The following is a 17713-nucleotide window of genomic DNA, read 5'->3' as shown; positions in this document are numbered from 1 at the left end:
CCGTCATTACTGCACTTCAGCCCCTTTGTGTGCCCAGGCCTTGTCGAACTCGGGTCAAATGGCCCGGCGACTGGTAGCAGGAGGTAGGGCATGTGCAGGGTCATGCGCAGGGTACAGTGATCGATGCCACGCAGAGTGTGCCATGCCGACGCTAGTCCGAGGCGTAACGGCATGAGGATGGCGTATTGAGAGAAGACCTGGAGGCCAAGACACAGCGAACGGGTCATTGCGGCTGCAATGGCTCCAGGAATGCACAGGGCGGTGCGGTAAGGAAGGGGATGTCGAGATGAAGGGCGTGAAGGTTTCGTCCCAATCCTTGCCTTTCACCTTGATATCCTGAGCGCTCACCGGAACAGCAGACAAAGCACCTTGCATACGACCAGGGGTCTTCGTCTCCGTGCGGCTGTTGCGCTGCCGCGTGCCGCCCGCTGGCCGCCTCGCCCGCGCCGCCCACGCCGCCGGCCTGCGGCAGTGGTCCTGCACAGGTTCCATGCCGGTCGTCACGGTTTGCGAACGACCCGCTCTGCTCCGCAGAAAACTCTCAGTCGATCTATCTCCTCCTCGACCTGCGCTTCCAGCTCTTTCGTCGCCTTGACCCCTGGTTCGTAGCGAAGCGCGTCGACCACCAAGGTTGATGACGCGCGGTCAAGGTGAGCGTCGAGCCGGCCCACCAAGTCCGTCCCGCGCAGCATGGGCATGGTGTAGGGCCCGCCCTTTCGCTTTGCTGCCGGCATGTACATCTCCCATTTGTAGTCGAAGTCGAAGATGTCCGCAATTCGCTCTCTTCGCCAAAGGAGGTTGTCCAAGGGTGGCAGGAACCGCACGCCGTGACATGCGTCCGCCTCGCCGCCAAGCGCGGCCAGTCTTTCTCTTGTGCCCGCGACCGCCCAATACGTGCGCTTTACGCCATCGATAGGCAGTCGCTCAATCACGCCGCTCCGCTCGTCTTCTTCCAGCGCCTCGAGGCGTTGGCGCGCGGTAAGATGCTGCCAGCCAAAGAATACGTGCCCCGCGTCGAACACGCCCATCGCGCGGTAATACTTATGTCTCAACAGACGCCGTGCTTCTTCGAGCGGCATCTCACGCCCTTGCACCACTAGACCGGCAGGGACGGCGCGCTCGGTCAAGTCGTACAGGCTCTCCGCCCCGCTGCGGCCGACGACCGTGAGAATCCCGCTTTCCCAGAGGAGTTGTATGGCGAGGCTGGTAGCTTTGGTTCTCAGAGTCGCTTCGGGATCCGAGTACCCGGACACTTTCGCCGCGCAGACGATCTTCCGTGACGTAAGGGGACCGGCCCGCTCGATATCGTCGAGCACCTGACGGACGGGACCGGCCAAGCAGCGCAGAGTCTCCTTGTTGGCTTCTTCGCGGAGACGCATGAATGGGAAAAAGAGCGGGAAGTCCTCAAGCGGCAAAAGCGTGCGGTTGCCGGCGATGTATTCGAAGAGGGCGTCCGGTCCCTGGTAGTAGTCTACGCACCCTGCTCGGCGTCTGCTCAGCCGGCAGTGGAGGACCAAGTCGTGATTCTTGGCCAGGAGATTCACCGGATCGACCTGGACCGCCTCCAAGCGCCTGACCAGCGCTTGGGGTGGTTGGTCGGAGCGGACGTCCAAGGCAAGATGCCGGACGAGATACGACCGCACGACGCGGGCGTCAACTGCGCGAGCTGCCGATGCGAAAGCCCCTGACGAGCAATCTTCCGACGCCTGAGCTAGCGACACGCGAGCTGCATGTCTCCCCACGCCACACACGCCTCCTGCATCTCTTTCCACGCATGGGCCGTCTGCACCGACCACTCAAACCCCTCGAGACACGCCACTCGAGAAAGGCGGCGTCGAGGAAGACGGTGTCGACTGCGATTCCAGTTGTGCGTCCTATGCCCCACGAGGGCGATCACTGACATGAGCTTGTCTGACGCCGCGAACAGCGTGCCTAGCCATCCACCGCGCCCCGTCTATCTGTGCCCGCTGTCCGCTCGCGCATCCCGTCCACTTCTCCACGCCATCAAGATTGACATTCTGTCTACCTGTGTATTCTGTTTACCCGCGCATTCTGTTTGAGCGGCCATTCTGTCCACCCTGCCTACCCGGGCATTCTCTCTACCTGGGCATTCGGTCTACCCGGGCTGTTCATGAAGGCTGCCGGACTCACCGCCTGCGTGCGCCCGCCGCGCGCGACCGGCACTCCGGAGCGCTCTGAGGTTCTTCCTTAGCACTGTTAACTTCGCTTTGGCGGCGTGGGTCTCCTTCGTACGGTCTGCACCGTGCGTGGTTACGTGCTGAGTTGGCGCGAGCGGAGGCGGCCGATACTCGCGTCGCGGTTCGGCCGCGAAGGGGCCGACGCCCTAGACAGTGCCGCCCTTTGGGGTTGCTGGGACAGCGTGCTCTGACAGCGTGCTCTCGGCTGGCCATGTTGCCTGTGGCGGTGGCGCGCGGTTTCGCGTGGCTCCGAGGGCTTCAACTTCGCCGGACTCGCCGAATTCGGGCGCTCCTCCAACCGGTGCCAACCGGTGTGGGACGGCGGGCGAAGATAGGTCGCTCGCGTCTTTCGAAAGCGAGCGTTCCGGCAAGGCGGGGCTGTGTGGCGGTGTCAGATTGCTCGGCCAGAAGATAGCGCTCGCGCTCGACGGACCCGAGGCCTGAGCATCTTCGCTCGGGACTGAGCTGACCGGGATTATCGAGCCTGGCAGAAGATTCTCGACTGCTTGGAAGTGCGCGAAGGAAGTCCTTTGGGACCGGCGAATTGATGCTGTGTATACTGCTCAAGCTCGTGGAGGCGGAGTACGGCCGAGAAGTTGCGGAAGGCACTTGCTTGCTTGAAGGTGGCTGGACGACCGCCGGACAGCCGGGGGCTAGAGGTGCGAGCCGTATGAGTATGGAGAAGATGAACCGCCTGACAATGATGGCAAGCGTTATCATGCTTGGCCTGATTGCGGTGAACACTCTGATACTGTCCAGTATCAAGTCAGCGATTGAGAAGACAGGCTCCGCAGGGCCGGAGTGGATGGGGGCGGCGGTGGCGGCTCTTCTGGTTGGCATTTCGCTTGCTCATCTGTTGGGCCTGACCAACCTGGCCCTGCAGTCCAAGTACGGTAAAGGCGGTAGCATACTGAGAGGCACCGCTCTTGTGATGGGAGTTCTTTCGTTATTCCTCCTTGCGGTCGACGTCGTCATGCTCAACGATATCGGCCATGAGTACATGTTGAGCCATGATATAGCCGGCGAATGGAGATTCGTCTTCACGGGGCACTTTGTCCACGGCATGTTTGGCGTGCTCATGCTGGTCCAATGCATGACTGCTGGCCGGTCCTGAAGAGTGCGTCGTTGAGCCGGCGCGGGTGGCGACGGTCGGGCGGACGTGGGTGGAGCGGCCGATTCAGGACCATGAGGACAATGACGGCCATGAGGAGGGCGGTCCCTTGGTAATCGAGACAGGGAGTCTCCGTCGGGATTCGCTTGCGGGCAGAGTCGCCGTCGTCACTGGGGCGGGCGGCGGAATCGGGTATGAAGCTGCTCGTTCGCTCGTGTGGCTGGGCTGCAAGGTCGTGGTTGCTGAGATCGATCCGAAGACCGGACGCCAGGCTGCCGAACGCCTCGATCGCGAGTTCGGCCCAGGTGTCGCGCTGTTTGTGCGGACCGACGTGGGTGATGAGGCTAGTGTGAGGAATCTCGCACGACGCGCGGAGAGCGCGTTCGGACCGGTGGACGTCGTGGTCAACAACGCTACGGTCGCTCCGCTAGGCGCCGTGAAAGACGTGGATATCAGGGCCTGGGACGCCAGCTACCGCGTGAACCTGCGGGGGCCGGTTCTGCTGGCGCGCGCCTTCATCCCGGGGATGATCGCCCGTAATCGCGGCGTGTTCGCGTGCGTGTCCTCCACGGGGCTTGCCTACATGGGGGCGTACGAATCGCTCAAAGCGGCGCAAGTCCACCTCGCCACGACTCTCAGCGAAGAGCTTGAGGGGACCGAGGTCGCGGTGTTCGCGATTGGACCGGGCTTTGTCCCTACCCAGACCGCACTCTCCTCGATCCCAAGGCTGGCGGCGTTGATGGGGAAATCCGAAAGCGAGCTCCGGGCGGTGGTCAGCGCATACGAACTGCCGGTGGAGGCTGCGGGGGCCGGCTTCGCCGCAGCAGTGGCCATGGCTTCGCGCTATCGCGGGCAGGAGATCTCTTCGGTGCAGGCGCTGGCTGATGCCGGCATCAGCCTCCCGTCCTCCAAGCATGCTGTGGAGTGCCCGCCCCGCGGGCTCACATCTGCCGAGCATCCACATCCCGAGCATCCACATCCCGCGTATCAGACGTCCGGCCGTCCGCCATCCGAGGTCCCACCTTCCTGGCATCCACACCGAGGGCACCCAGCTTCTGAGCGTCAACAAGTAGATTCTGAGCGTCAAGATGTCGCGCGTGCGACTCTCGGGCAAACGACCTATGGGCGCGGGTTGAGCCCGGAGCAGTTCGAGGAGGCGTCGGCTCTGTGCCGCTCGGTGCGCAAGACTCTCGCCGAGCAGTCAGCGGGTTGGAGAGACCGTCCGGTCTTCGAGCGACAGTGGCTCGTTCGTGCATTCCGCCGGCACGCCTCGATGTCCGTGGACGAGTGGCTTCGAGTGCTCGAGCAGTTGGAGCTGGCTCTCCAGGACCGGGATGCCAGTGCCGTGGCGAGGATCGCCGCGCCACTGGACCGGCTGGCGGCCTACTACGCCTATCTCCACAAGATGGCCGAAGGGTACGTGAAAGACCCTCTTCAGCGAGATGAACAGCTTGGCATCGTGAGGGGGTGGCAAGAGGAGGTCGAGCGGCTTCGAGCGCTGGTGGAGCAACTCGCGTGAGCCTCGTGCAAGTCTGCGTGAACGCGCGCTGGCAGGCGCGGCACCGGAAGCGGTATGTCGGCAGCCGCGCCTTTACACGCACACACACCCTCCCGGGCCCTCCCGACGAGAGCCGGCTCCCCGCGTGGTCCTCGATTTCACGTGTCCTTCACGTGTCCCTCCATTTCATGAGTTGCGGCGTTAACGTAAGGCGCGCAGCACAAGGATGCTTCACCACGCTTCTCCTTCCATCGGTCGGTTCCTCCCGCAGTCTGTCTATCCGCTAGAACGCACGTGGCGATTGCGGATATGGCGATCGATGGAGGCGAAGTCAACGTAGAACGGTATGGTCTTCTTCAGGAATTGCTTCGTCTTGCTCCTGTAACCAATGATCGTGGCACCAGTCAGACGGTCTGTCTCGAAATCTCGGCGGATTAGGACACCGTCGATTTCGTCGTCAGTGTAAGACGGAACCGGCCTTCCTATCGAAAGGTATAGGACATCGTAATTGGCGTCATAGTCGAATGTGATGCCTTCGCTAACTCTTCGTGGGTCTGACATAGATGACCCCTCTCTTCATCCTGCCTTTCACCTTACTGGAAATGTGTGCGGTGACAACCTCCCCAGGCCTTTCCAGCTCGCGGTCGTAGAACTCCACAACAGCCTTGAGCGCGCAGCTCTTGTCGGTCTGGCAACTCCACGAGATCCCGGTATTCCTCTCTGTGAACATCAGGTCGTGCGTCAGTCTCATCGTATATTATGTAGTAGGGGTCCTCAACCAAGTGCCTCACTTGCGGGAGAAGGCCGGCTGCTTCTGGATGGTCTCTCGTGATCTTGTTGGCCCACGTGTCAGCTCTGAGCAGTACAACCCGCTTACACGGATCGGTCGTCCTGAACATCCCTGTCCACCCGCCTCTGCCTTTTCGTGGGTTTGGCAGTATGAGGAATGACGCCGTGCTCTCTCTCGAAATCAGCGACGGAGTCGGAGAGCAGCGCTGCCAGGGATTTTGCATGTTCCGGACTCATGATGACCGTCTGTACGTTGCTCGGCGGATCCATGCCGACACGGAGCCCAAAAACGAGCTTGAAATCGAACGGTCCCACTTCGATCCCGGCGAAGTTTGCGTAACTCGCCGGGCTGGAGACCACAATCCCTGTCAGGTCCACAGATGCATCCTCAAGTTCACACTTCGGCACAGGAGACTGAACACCTTCATCGCCACTTGTTTCCTCGAAGTCTGCTGGCATGTGCCTTCACTGCTGCTGGAATGGTATCCTACTCGACGGACATGCCCTATCGACGATGTACACACCCTTTGGAGCTGCGGTCTTTCGGCCTGCATGATCCGCGCACAGTACCGCCAATCGGGTACGTGCGCTCTGGTCCTGGGTCCCCAGGCCTGAACTTGCAGGCTCTGGCGAGGCCCACGACCGAATCTGCGCCCCGGGTTGCCACACGCAAGTCCGCGCTGCCTCATCGCGCGGTTGTCAGCTGGCACGCTGTATCCGTGGCGTCGTGTTGCATTGGTAGCCTCGCACTCTTCGGTCATCATGACCATGTGATCCCTGGTGTGCCTGGCGATTGTGGAATGCTCCGGTCGGCAGCTGCGATATCACCGCAGTATCATGGGATGGTGGTTGCTGCGGCGGAGGGGCGTAATGTAGCGGAGCCGCCTCATGGACGTCAAGAATCGTATTCCTCCTCTTGCAGCCGGCCGCAAGAAGCCGCACACGGGGGCGCGTGTTGCCTTTCCCATGGCGGCAGCTTGAGGACGAGCTCTATGGTCTTGTGGGGTCACGGCTCTTGAGAGCACAGTCCCGTGTCACGAACCAAGAAGAGGCGCTGACGGATCGCCTGGTCCTGTTTTCAGTCCCGACCCGGCTCTACGCAATGAGGTGCCCCATGACAGCGACCTCTGGCGCTGTAGCGGTCCGCGATTGAGACGGGACGCAGCTATCATGAGGCAATGAACGCATGCATGCGGCACCGCGGTCAGCGACCTCTAGTTCCTATCCTTTTCAGGGGGGATCGCCTTTAATAACAGAATGTATTACCTATGGTTGACTTGCTAAGAATGATATACCAATTCACTGTAGAATAAGAAACTCGCAAAGTACAGGAGTTGTCATACCAGATCCCGTCATGATATGCATCACCCTCTGCAGCGCCGCATCTAGCAGGAAGACACCCAAGGCGTTAGAGGTAAGGCGAGATGCTAGAGTCTTGCAAGGGACTCGGGTACAGGCGTAACACAGCAAAGGAACCCGGCATTTCACGGGCGCCGTCAGTTCGCCCCCTGGTGACTACTCTCCTGTGTGCAGTATGTCTAGTCCTTGTGCCGCGCACCCCAGCCTACGGCGATGCCCGCACACCGGTTTCCTGCGACGTCATGTCCCAGGATATTAGAGCTGTCCTCAGGGATCTTGCAGCGCAGGCCGGGGTCAATATAGCGATAGAAGACTCGATTCAGAATCGCATCACTATCCGCCTCAACGAGGTTCCCTTTGAGGACGCCCTTAGGATCTTGTCATCATCCGCTGGGTTCAAGGTAAAGGAAGACACAGGAGTGTTCCTTGTGCACTCCCTAGCCTCAGACGCTTCTTACCCGGCTCAAGGAGTATGGCCTGGTGCTCCCCACGAAGCCCCCTCATCTTTCGTACTGGAGACAGGCTCCATTGGCCCCGAGAGCCTCTGCAATGTGATAAGGACGTTGGGGACAAGCCTGGTTCCCACCCCATTTCCCGATCTCGGGATAGTCGTAGTGACGGGCGCTTACTCCGAGGTGAACTCTGCTAGAGCGGCACTCACGCCCTGGCTGTCAGCGATTTCACAGAGCACGGACGGGCAGGCAATGGAGGTAGTGCGAGTTGACCATCTCGACCCACAGGAGGCTCTATCGTCATTTTTCGTGCAGTTCCCCGGGGTGAGGATCACACCGATCCGTGACTCCAGCTTCGTAGTTGTCTCAGGGAAGCCGGCTGATGTCGAGAGGACAGTGGCGGCAATAGAGTCCATCGATATCCCCCCAAGGGTCGTGGGCATCGAGGTCGAGGTGGTGGAAGTCGTTCAGGATGACCTGTCCCGCCTCGGGGTGGGCTGGAAGGGCCCCCTGGGGGAGCCGGGGCTTACGGTGTCGTGGGAGGAAGCCGAACCACGCAGCACGCCTGGCTCAGGCGGAGGATCCCTAGGTCAGATTGAGCTCCGTCCTTGGATAAGATCGTCGCTTAGCCTCATTATGGACATCAACCTCCTGATCGAGAGAGGCAAGGCGAAGGTGCTCGCGAGACCATCCGTAGCCACGCTGGAGAACAAGCAGGCGACGATTATGACAGGCGACCGGTACATACTGGTACTCAACCAGGGACAGGGTCATCGACCTGGCAGCAGATACAGTACATAGACACGGGCGTGAGGCTTGAGATCACCCCCAGGGTAGATTCCCAGGGAGAGATCACCGCGACGATTTACCCCCAGGTGAGTGCGATTACCGGGTTCACGAAAGAAGGGTACCCCAGAATCTCGACGAGGGAAGCGCAGACCACGGTGAGAGTCAAGAACGGGGAGACGATCGCAATAGGAGGCCTCATCGAGTCACGCGAGATTCAGAGGACCTATGGTCTTCCCGTCCTGAGCGAGATTCCCATCATCGGCAAGCTCTTCTCGACCACCAAGGACTCTAGCGAGACCACGGAGCTTGTCATCCTGGTGACTTTCAAGATCATGAGTAGCGAGGATAGCCGAAGAGGCTTCGAATGAGAAAGACATGTGAGGAGGGTCCTGCCATGTCACTTGCGAAGCGTGCGTGTCTTGTCCTTGGCATCGCGATGCTGGCGAGTGTCATCGTGTCTCCTGCGGCTTTCTCAAGTTCAGGCGGCCAGTTCGCTAGCCCTGCGACCCCGCTATCCCGGGAGGTAGAGGGGTCTGGGCTTTTCACTATTGACACGCAATACGTGGTCGACCTCGCGGTCAAACTGGACGTGGACCCACAGGAAGTGCTGAAGGCGTACGGGCTTGGAGCGAGGTACGGCGTTGGGGTCGAGGCGGTCATCCACCTTCGTGCCCGAGGGACGGTGGACTGGACCAAGGTGGAGGAGTTCCTTGCCAAACTCAAGGAAGTGCGTAGGGCCATCGGAGCGTTCGCGCAAGGTTCGCCGACCCGGCTCGAGCGCCTCGCCGAAGTTGCATCGGCCGCCTACGGGGTGTCGGCGAACGACTTGCGGGTGCTCTGCACGGCGGGGCTATCAGAAGACGAGATCCTGACCTTGCTGTTTCTCCTTGGCGCTCCAAAGCCTGTCGAGACACGAGAGAGTGCAGGCCGTGTGCTGTCATGCGTGGTGACTGAGCTAGGGAAGGCACGGGTCCCAGACATAAGGGGACAGCTGTCCCAGATGTGCGAGGCTCTTCAGCTCAGAGGCCTGGCCAAGGGGATAGAGCCGCGCGAAGACCCAAGCGTCTCAATGGTGGGTGAGCGTAGTCAATCCGCAGACGCAATATGGAGCTCGCCCATAACGCCTCCTCTTTCGGGAGGGCCGGAGAGAACACCGCCCGCAGGAGGCGTGAGGCGCATAACCCCTCGGACGGCTGAAGAGGAGCCGGGGGACGAAGGGGGAGAGAAGGGCGTCCCATCGATCGTGGACCCATCGTCAGCGTACAACTCAGAGCGCGTACTACCCTTCAAGGACCATTTCTCGGGCATTGTGGAAACCATCGACCCCAGCAGCGGCGGTCTCATCGTGAAGCAGAGGGACCTCGTGCTTCCGGGCAGGAACGGGCTTGATCTCGTGATCGAACGGGTGTACATAAGCCAGACGGCGTACGCATATACCCCCGGCATACAAGTGACGATAACGCGACGCGAGGAATATGGGTCAGAGGTCACGTATGCCACGGTGAAGAGCACGCTTACGTCACCCACCCACCTAGAGAGAATCCACGGGATGGGCTGCGGCTGGAGCTGGAACTTCCCGTCCGTCGAGGCTGCTGGAAGCGGTTCGAAGTACCTCCACATGGGAGACGGAACCGTGTACAAGGTGAATTTCAATACCCTATCCCACCTCGACAAGTACCCCCTACAGGACATGGTGTTCGACAACGACTCGGGTACCTACTCCAACGGCTCGTGGTCCTCGGCGTACGTGCTCAAGTTCAAGGACGGAAGGAGTGTGTACTTTGCCTCGAGCGGGCAGACCATCGGGATCAAGGACCGGTACAACAACGAGATCCGGTTCAACTACGTCCAGATAGGCTCTGACTGGCGGCTGCAAAGCATCAAGGATAGCGTCGGGAGAGTCGTGTCGTTCGACTACGGCACGCCCGGACAGGTGCGCATGACCACGGGAGGCAAGACGTGGCTTTATTCGCTTTCGCCGACTGGAATCGGCAACTCAAGGAAGCTCGAAACAGTCACGGACCCCGTGAACCGGGTGACCGCCTATGCGTATGAGGTGAGAGGCGCAAGCTTTCATGGCTCTGTCGACTCGGCGGATCATCAGACGATCTACCCCGCCACCAACTACTACGTCAACCTCACGCAGCTCACTCATCCCACACAAGGGACGACAAGGTTCGTGTACGGGGAAGCACACAAGGATTTCAACAGGGACGATCCGGCTGTGAATGACGGGTCGGACCTCACTTACTTCCGGGTCTTGGAGCGAGCGGACTATCTGGACGCAGCCGCCGCAACCAACCGGTCGCGTTTTACGTATGTTGCTTATGACAGCGCCACGCAGACCTACAGGACGGTGCGAGAGGAGCTCAAGCACGTCTCCGACGCTTCGGCTAGTCCCGCCCGCGAGGAGTGGGTGTACGGGAGAGACCACCTGCTCAAAGTGCATAGGATCGGGACTTCTGACATGGCCGAGGCCGTCGAGCGATCTTACGAGTACTATGCCTACAAGGTCCCAAGCACTGAAACGACCAAGTTCATCAAGGGCACCACCGTCCGGACGAGCACCGTGAGCTACAAGTGGGACTCGTATAAAGACCTGATGGAAGAGCGAGATTCTCTCGGAAGGCGCACCGAGTTTGAATACGAATTGCCGTACCACCTCCCGGTTCACAAGAGCGAATTCTTGGAGACTGTGAACTCAGTAGAGTACTACCGGCATACATCCTATACGCTCGATGAGGCCAAACGAAACGTCACGAAAGAGACTGCCCTTGTCGGATATCTCGGAGAGGGGCCTACAGTGACCTACACCGGGCCGACGAGCCCTTCGATGTATACCGGGAGGGAATGGGTCTGGACTCCGGGCAAGAGGATCCATTCCGCCACGATCAAGACGAGCTGGTTTGCCGCCTGGCCCGGACAGCCCGTTGACTACACGGTCTACTATAGACCCGTTGGGACGACTACGTGGACATATTATGCCAACCATCACCACGGGTCATATCTCTTCTCGTCAGCGTCGGGTACCTGCACGTTCAACATCTCGCTCTCTCCTGGCTACTATGAGTTCCGGGTGTATGTGGGCTATACCGGCGCTTTCGGGTCGAGCGTGCGGGTAAGCTCCGCCCAGGTCACAGGGCGCGAGCTCATGTGGCTGCCGAGAGGCATCACTTCTACTATCGAGTATGGCTATAGCACAAGCTACCCCGGCAACATGACCCAGGTGACGTTCCGCCACCCTGACGGAAGCACCGAGAGCACGGGGTTCACTTACGATTCGCAGTACAACGCCTATCCGATCACAAGCAGCACCACCGTCCAGAAGGCCGACGGCTCCACATCCACCATCACCACCTTCGCGAGCTACGACTTCTTCGGCAGGACAACAGAATACGGCACGCGCGACCAGACGACAAGCTCATCGAACCGGTACACGTACGACTCCGTGGGGCGCCTAGTCCAGGCCACCTATCCCGCCGTGGGAGGAGTGACGTCGAGCAAGACCTGGGCATACGATGACGTCAGTCGAACGGTTACGGTAAGAGACGAAAACCAAAACACCTTGACAGAGGTGTACGATCCCCTGGGGAGATTCGTCGAGCTCAGGCGCCCTCTTGGCGGCGTAGTGAAGTCGGTGGAGAAGGCGTTCTACAACTCCCTCGGAGGGCTCTCCGCAGTAGAGGATGCCGAAGGGCACAGGACGAGCTACAATTACGACGCGTTCCGGAGAAAGACCGGGGTCACCTATGCCGACGGGGCGGTCCACGCCTTCGAGTACGGCGTCCTCGCGAGCGACCCGGACGGCGCCATAAGATACGAAAAAGCGATAGACTCCAACGCGAACTGGACCAGGCGGGGGTATGACGCGGCAGGAAGGCTGGTGAAGGTGGAGGAGCTCGTCGCGCAAAGCCCCGAGACGGTCGCGACGACAAGGTACCGGTACGATCTCCTCGACAGGCTCGTCCAGGTCACCGACGCTGTGGGGCAGGTGACTACTTACGGCTACGATCTATGGGATAACCCCACATCGGCCGATCTACCCGGGACGACGGAGCCAGTCCATACCTACACCTATGACGCAAGGGGCAGGAGGATTTCCGAGGACGCAGGCGACCCTGCCCTCTACACTCAGTACAGGTATGACGCTCTCGGAAGGCTTACTCGGACCATCGACAAGGTCGGCAACAGGCTATCCGAGGCCTGGGATGGCGGGGTGCCGAAGAGCTACGCCTACAGTCCTGGCAACTACCTCGCCTCGGCAGGGAATGCCACATACGGGTACGGCAAGTACGGTCGGCTCACACGGAAGCAGGCATCGGGTACCACGACGGAGTATCTCTATAATGGGGCCCGAAGACTCGCGCAGGTCAAAGTCGGAGGGACCGAAACCGCGCGTTATGTCTACGACGCCTTCGGTAGGAGGATCTCGGCTACCTCCGGAGGCACAACCCGAGTCAGCCTGTACCTTGGCAACGACATAGTGTATGAGACGGACGGGGTGAAGGTCACCAAGTACATCGTGGCGAGCGGCCGGCACCTTGCGAAGGTGGTGACGCACACAGGCATCGGAGACCCACCGCTGCCGCAGGGGCAGTACGGGACATTCTACTTCCACACCGACCTTGTGGGCTCCATACGTGCCGTGACGGACTCCTCCGGCGAGGTGGTGGCGCGGTACGAATACGAGCCGTTTGGGCTCACGGTGACGGCGGAGGGGACGCTTGCGGGGCTGGATGTGCACAAGTTCACCGGGAAGCCCGAGGATGCGGAGACTGGGCTGTACTACTTCGGAGCAAGGTTGTACGATCCCGAGGTAGGAAGGTTTATGAGCCCCGATCCCCTGGGTGAGGGGCCGAATCCGTATGCATATTGTGCCCTTAATCCCTTACGATACGTAGACCCGTCAGGTATGGCCGCAGAGGCAGGCGCGGGAGGCGGGGGCTGGCCAGAGGAGGAGTGGAATCAGGTCCTCGACGCGCTTCGGGAGAATGCCACCGCAGCGGTTGAAGCATCAGAAACCGGCGTTTCCTCTTGGTTACGTTCACTGAACCTAGACTTCATGTCGTTCTGGGATAATACGTGGGAGCCGTTCGTTCGAATCCAGCAGACAGGTCTGGATCTAGGCCTACTTGCAGCCGTGGCTGGACCTGTCATGGTGCACGATAGCGGCAAGCAACACGGCTCTCCGGAACACTGGGCGAAAATCACTTCGCTTGTGGCAGCCCTGAAGGCAAGACCTGATGTTACAGAGATATGGGTCAATAGGGCAGTATCCACCGTGACGGAGGGGCTAGTAAAGTGCACAAAGCGACCCGACATCGTGTACAGCACAGTTGACGGCTTGTTGCGTTTTGCGGAGGTTGTCAGCAAGACCCAGATCCCCGCAACGATGAAAGCCAAACTCGAGCGCATCGTGTTGCAGGTAGCAATAGCAGGCTTGAAGGTCGCACACGAGGTTGAGGTTCATAGTCCTTAGTGAAGAAGTGAGGGCTCCTTTCATGGCGTAAAAGGAGGTAGCGTTGGATGTCTGTCACGTTGATAGGGCCTGCTGACACTCGGTGGGTCATAGCGTCCGCCGCATACTTCGACCACATACGAAGTGACACATGGGCCAGTCAGATGATGGAAATTGCGCGTGGGCTGTCGCGTCAGTTTGCGGTCGAGTTCACACATTTCGACGTAATACCGAAGAATCCCGTGCAGGGTTCGCTGAAGGGAGACTATGGTTATCGATGGATTGCAAGGAACGTCGCCAGGCTTGAGAAGTCGATCCTGGAAGGAGAATTGCTTGGACTTGAGTTAATATCGTTGGCGGATGCTGGAAATGATTATTTGGTTCACGGGATACTGCACCTGTCGGTGAGAACACAAAAGCCGTACAAGCCAAGTGGGGAGATCTACATCCAGATTGCACCCGGCCTGCTAGAGAGGAATCGAGTAGGTGCTGTAGAGTTGTACCGCCAGGTACTGCGGCAGACCAATACCGCAGTGGACATAAGGTATGGGTTTGTGCAACCTATGGCGCTAGGTAAGATCCCTTGCATGTTTGCGAGCGGTGTGGGAGGCTCGATGACAACTCCCTTGGAGGCCCAAGACAACGCCCTTTGGGCGCGCTTTCACGACAACTACGACTCTGAAATGCGAAACCTCTACTGGGGGAATGTGATCACCGATAGACACTGCCTCCGACCCTTTGATGAGACCCTTGAGGAACTCCGAAGAATCGTAGGCGAGGGGAACGTGTCTCGCCTATCAGAAGACAAAGCGTTCTTCATTCTGCCGATAGAGATGTCCGAGATCGAGAACCGCGACGACTGCCGGCGCTATCACGAGATCCGCCAGCAAATGGCTGGCTTGTTGAGGTTCATGGTTCCTGATGAGTTCGTTGAGAAGGTAACTGAATCAGCGGCGCGAACCTCCGAGTACCTACGCTCGGTCTCGCATGATGATAGCTGCTGAGTATGATTGAAGCTGCGATGGGATCCCTAATGAAAAAGACGCAATGCCCCCCGGGAGCTCAAGTCTGATCATCAGAGCGGCTCGTCCAGAACCGCGATGCGGTGGACGTACTTGAGGAGGCCTGCAGCCGTTGCGGTGTGGAGCATGAGATAGAGGCGTTTCATAGGTTGCTGGAAGACGAATGCCTATCGCTGCATGTGTTGGATACGTTTGCCGATGGATGCGAGCAAGCAGCGGATTACATGGAGTCCTACGACACGACTCGGATGCACCCCTCTCTTGAGTTCATGACACCGGAGGAGTGTTACCGAGCAACTCAATGTGGGAATATGAAACTACCATCTGTTAGAGCCAAATATCCAAAACCAGGGCGTAGGTGTGCCCGCCCCGACGCCAACAGCGGCAGCCATCCTATCGGACAGCCGCCGCTGCAGCATAGTCTGTCGCAGACGCTCTACGGCCAGCAGCTCTACAGCTCAGCAAGACGACGCTCCTTGCTGAACAGGAGCGTCACTGACAACATGGCGACGGCGAACCCGAACTGGACCAGCATAAACCCGTAGATTGGATAGGGGCTGCCCGACGCAGAGTCCGCGAGCGCCGCTATGGCGTCGTTGGCTCGGATGTACCAGTAAACCGGAAGGAATTTGGCGACGGCGAGCACCGACTCTCTCATGATCGATTGAGGCACAAACACGCCGCACAGGAAGCTCATGCCCAGAGAGATGACGTTCACGGCACCCGACTGGCCGCTGCTCGTCTTCACGAAGTGACCCACCGCGAACCCGATGGCAGCCGCCACTGCGGTAAGCACGAGAGAGTTGGCAAGGTACAGCCATCCGTGTCCCGAGGCAAGGGGGCCTGTGCCGTTCAAGATGATGGCAAAGAGCGCCATGATGACCCAGCACCCGAGGGCGAATACGGCGTGCCCGGCGGCGAGCGCCAGATCGAAGCTCCGCTGCCGAACCGGCGTGCACAGGTTGCGGAGGCGCAGGTCCCGCCTGTTGAACGCGATCATTATCGAGCTGATGCCCATCATCACCATTGCTACAAGTGCATATGACTGGTACGCGAAATAGGTAGCGTACTTGCTGTCGGATTCTCTCGACGTTCCCGAACGCCCCTTCGGGATCCTGATACTGACCTGCGTCTCGGCCGCAAGGTCAGCCCTGACCGCTGCCACCAGCCGCGCCTGGCGGTCTTCTGCAGTCTCGCCCGTCGCGTCCGCCACCCCGAGATCCCCGCGTTCCCCGGCATCCCCGGGATCCCCGAGATCTCTATGGATGCTCGCCGCGTTGAGGAACTCGTCTATACGCATGTCGACGTAGTGACTAGTCGCGGACGCCGGCACGATGACCTTTTGTATGACGGCTGCCTCATCCGATTGTGTGACGGCTGTCTCGTCCGAAGCCCCGGTCCGGCGGCTCGAGCTGTCGACCGGGCCCGCGGCCTCCACCGGCTGCCCCTGTCCGCTTGCCAGGCCTTTAGTGTCGGCATGACCCTGGTCGCCGGCGTGGCCCGCGTCTTCAGGCCCGCCAGAGCCCCTCGCCATGAACGTTGCTGAGAACCCTTGGGGTATGATCGCCACGTACTCCACGTCCCGATAGAAGAGACCGTCCTGCAGCTTCTCCGGATCGTCCTCGTACGGAACCACGGCAAAGGTGTCGGCGATGTAGTCGGCCAGACCCTGCGCGAGCGGGGCGTTGCCGTCGCGGTTGATGACGGCGACCCGAGTCCTTGTTTCGTTGAATTCCGGGACCGCCGACTGGGAGGGCGTCAGCGTCACCAGCATCGCCATCCCGACGAAGACTACGAGATAGACGGATATTACTCCCGCGGACGCCCGCATCACTCTGAAATAGGTCCTAAAGACTTGCATACCTTTCCCTCCTGAGCGTTAGGTAGCTCACGAAGCACATCACCGCGGAGATGACGCACAACAGGCCGATGTTCAGGAAGAACCGACGATGGTCGTCAAACACGTAGAGACTGTAGAGCGCATCGGAGGTGAGGGCGGCCGGGTTGATGTACGAGAGAATGGGCACGCTCCGTGCGACGATGTGCTTCATGTTGACGAACATCAGCCCCGCCAGGAAGCTGAGGACGTTCGTGGCTCCAACCAAGGCAGCGACCTTGGCGCCTTCTGACTTTCGAAACAGAGTGCCCAATAGAGTCCCGAACGACACGCCCGCGACGCACCCCGCCAGGCAGGTCAACAGAATGTAACCGATCTGGTCGCCGAAATCGATCTTCAGGGCGAATGCTAGATACGCAAGAAGGACCAGTATCTCGACAAAGCAGATAAGGAAAGCCGCTGCCCAGTCGCATAGCACCACAGTGAGCTTGTGGGTTGGCGCGACGCTGCGCCGCGCCCCCTGATCGGACAGGTCGGCCTGCAGGTCTATGGTGTTACGCATGCCCCAAAAGCCCGTATAGAGGCACGCCATTGCGACCAGCGCGTAGAAGTAAGCCAGAGCGGTGTCGGGCATTGCCTTGCTGTAGGAGATCTGCCGCGTGTAGCTCTCGCGGCTTCCGAGCCTGTCGATGAGCTCCGCGATGGCAGCCGGGTTCCGAGAGAGAACGCTGGAAACCGTCGCGGACGCATGGAGATAATCATCGAGGATCGCCTTGAGTATGCTCTGGCCAAGGCCAGACTGGGTCACGGTGAGACGAATCGGGCCAGCCGCGGGATCGGCCGTATCGTCGACATCGCCCACGGTGATGATCCCGGCGACGCTCCCCTTGTCCAAGAGCCTCTCGGCTCCGGCCTCATCGGTCACTGTCAGGTCGAGCAGCTGGTCCGCGCCCGGCGTCGAGAGCCCTGCCAGCATCTGCTTGAGGTAGGGATTTCGCTGATAAGCAGGCGAGTTTACAACGGCCACCTTCACAGGTTCGAAGGAGGCGTCGGCCCCGATGAGATTCCCGAAGCCGACGTAGAACATGGTGGCCAAGAGAATCGGGAACGCCATGGTCCAGAAGAGCATCTCCGTGTCCCTCAACAAGCACTTCAACCTGTATCTGAACACATGCATAGCCATGCTCGTCGATACCCCCT

Annotated in this window: 12 protein-coding genes; 6 read left to right on the top strand and 6 right to left on the bottom strand. The window is 59.8% G+C overall.

Features of this window, described 5'->3' with window-relative positions; all coding sequences use genetic code 11:
• Positions 1 to 500: 500 nt before the first annotated feature.
• Positions 501 to 1742, bottom strand: a complete 1242-nt coding sequence (locus tag NUW12_12100; GenBank protein MCR4403490.1) for a winged helix DNA-binding domain-containing protein — start codon at positions 1740 to 1742, stop codon at positions 501 to 503.
• Between the two features lie 1126 nt (positions 1743 to 2868).
• Here NUW12_12100 and NUW12_12095 point away from each other — a divergent pair.
• A complete protein-coding gene (locus NUW12_12095) occupies positions 2869 to 3312 on the top strand; it encodes a hypothetical protein (protein ID MCR4403489.1) in 444 nt (147 codons plus the stop codon).
• A 106-nt stretch (positions 3313 to 3418) separates the two neighbouring features.
• On the top strand, positions 3419 to 4828 hold the full coding sequence (locus tag NUW12_12090; GenBank protein MCR4403488.1) for an SDR family oxidoreductase: 1410 nt from the start codon (positions 3419 to 3421) through the stop codon (positions 4826 to 4828).
• A 255-nt stretch (positions 4829 to 5083) separates the two neighbouring features.
• Here the strand turns inward: NUW12_12090 and NUW12_12085 are convergent, their stop codons facing one another.
• The 3 genes from NUW12_12085 to NUW12_12075 all read right to left on the bottom strand — a co-directional run bounded on the left by NUW12_12085 (position 5084) and on the right by NUW12_12075 (position 6004).
• Positions 5084 to 5368 carry a hypothetical protein gene (locus NUW12_12085; protein ID MCR4403487.1) on the bottom strand — a complete coding sequence of 95 codons (285 nt, stop codon included), beginning with the start codon at positions 5366 to 5368 and terminating at the stop codon, positions 5084 to 5086.
• Positions 5346 to 5558: a hypothetical protein gene (locus NUW12_12080; GenBank protein ID MCR4403486.1), complete on the bottom strand. Its 213-nt coding sequence runs from the start codon at positions 5556 to 5558 to the stop codon at positions 5346 to 5348. The genes NUW12_12085 and NUW12_12080 overlap by 23 nt, the downstream gene beginning before the upstream one ends.
• A gap of 122 nt (positions 5559 to 5680) precedes the next feature.
• Positions 5681 to 6004, bottom strand: a complete 324-nt coding sequence (locus NUW12_12075) for a DUF3467 domain-containing protein (protein ID MCR4403485.1) — start codon at positions 6002 to 6004, stop codon at positions 5681 to 5683.
• 1016 nt (positions 6005 to 7020) lie between these two features.
• Between NUW12_12075 and NUW12_12070 the strand changes: the two genes are divergently transcribed.
• The 4 genes from NUW12_12070 to NUW12_12055 are packed head-to-tail and all read left to right on the top strand — an operon-like array spanning position 7021 to position 14658.
• Positions 7021 to 8208 (top strand): hypothetical protein, encoded by a 1188-nt coding sequence (locus NUW12_12070; GenBank protein ID MCR4403484.1) that lies wholly within the window; start codon positions 7021 to 7023, stop codon positions 8206 to 8208.
• A complete protein-coding gene (locus NUW12_12065; GenBank protein MCR4403483.1) occupies positions 8205 to 8564 on the top strand; it encodes a type II and III secretion system protein in 360 nt (119 codons plus the stop codon). Before NUW12_12070 ends, NUW12_12065 begins: the two co-directional genes overlap by 4 nt.
• Positions 8565 to 8590: 26 nt before the next feature.
• Positions 8591 to 13675 (top strand): hypothetical protein, encoded by a 5085-nt coding sequence (locus NUW12_12060; protein ID MCR4403482.1) that lies wholly within the window; start codon positions 8591 to 8593, stop codon positions 13673 to 13675.
• 47 nt (positions 13676 to 13722) lie between these two features.
• A complete protein-coding gene (locus NUW12_12055) occupies positions 13723 to 14658 on the top strand; it encodes a hypothetical protein (GenBank protein MCR4403481.1) in 936 nt (311 codons plus the stop codon).
• Between the two features lie 469 nt (positions 14659 to 15127).
• On the opposite strand, the gene NUW12_12050 is transcribed toward NUW12_12055, so the two are convergent.
• Positions 15128 to 16537, bottom strand: a complete 1410-nt coding sequence (locus NUW12_12050) for an ABC transporter permease (GenBank protein ID MCR4403480.1) — start codon at positions 16535 to 16537, stop codon at positions 15128 to 15130.
• On the bottom strand, positions 16524 to 17696 hold the full coding sequence (locus NUW12_12045; GenBank protein ID MCR4403479.1) for an ABC transporter permease: 1173 nt from the start codon (positions 17694 to 17696) through the stop codon (positions 16524 to 16526). The genes NUW12_12050 and NUW12_12045 overlap by 14 nt, the downstream gene beginning before the upstream one ends.
• Positions 17697 to 17713 lie beyond the last annotated feature (17 nt).

This window comes from Bacillota bacterium (genome assembly GCA_024653485.1).
Taxonomy (GTDB): Bacteria; Bacillota; SHA-98; order UBA4971; family UBA4971; genus UBA6256.
Note: the sequence above shows the minus strand (reverse complement) of the source record. Positions and strands in the feature narration are given on the sequence as shown.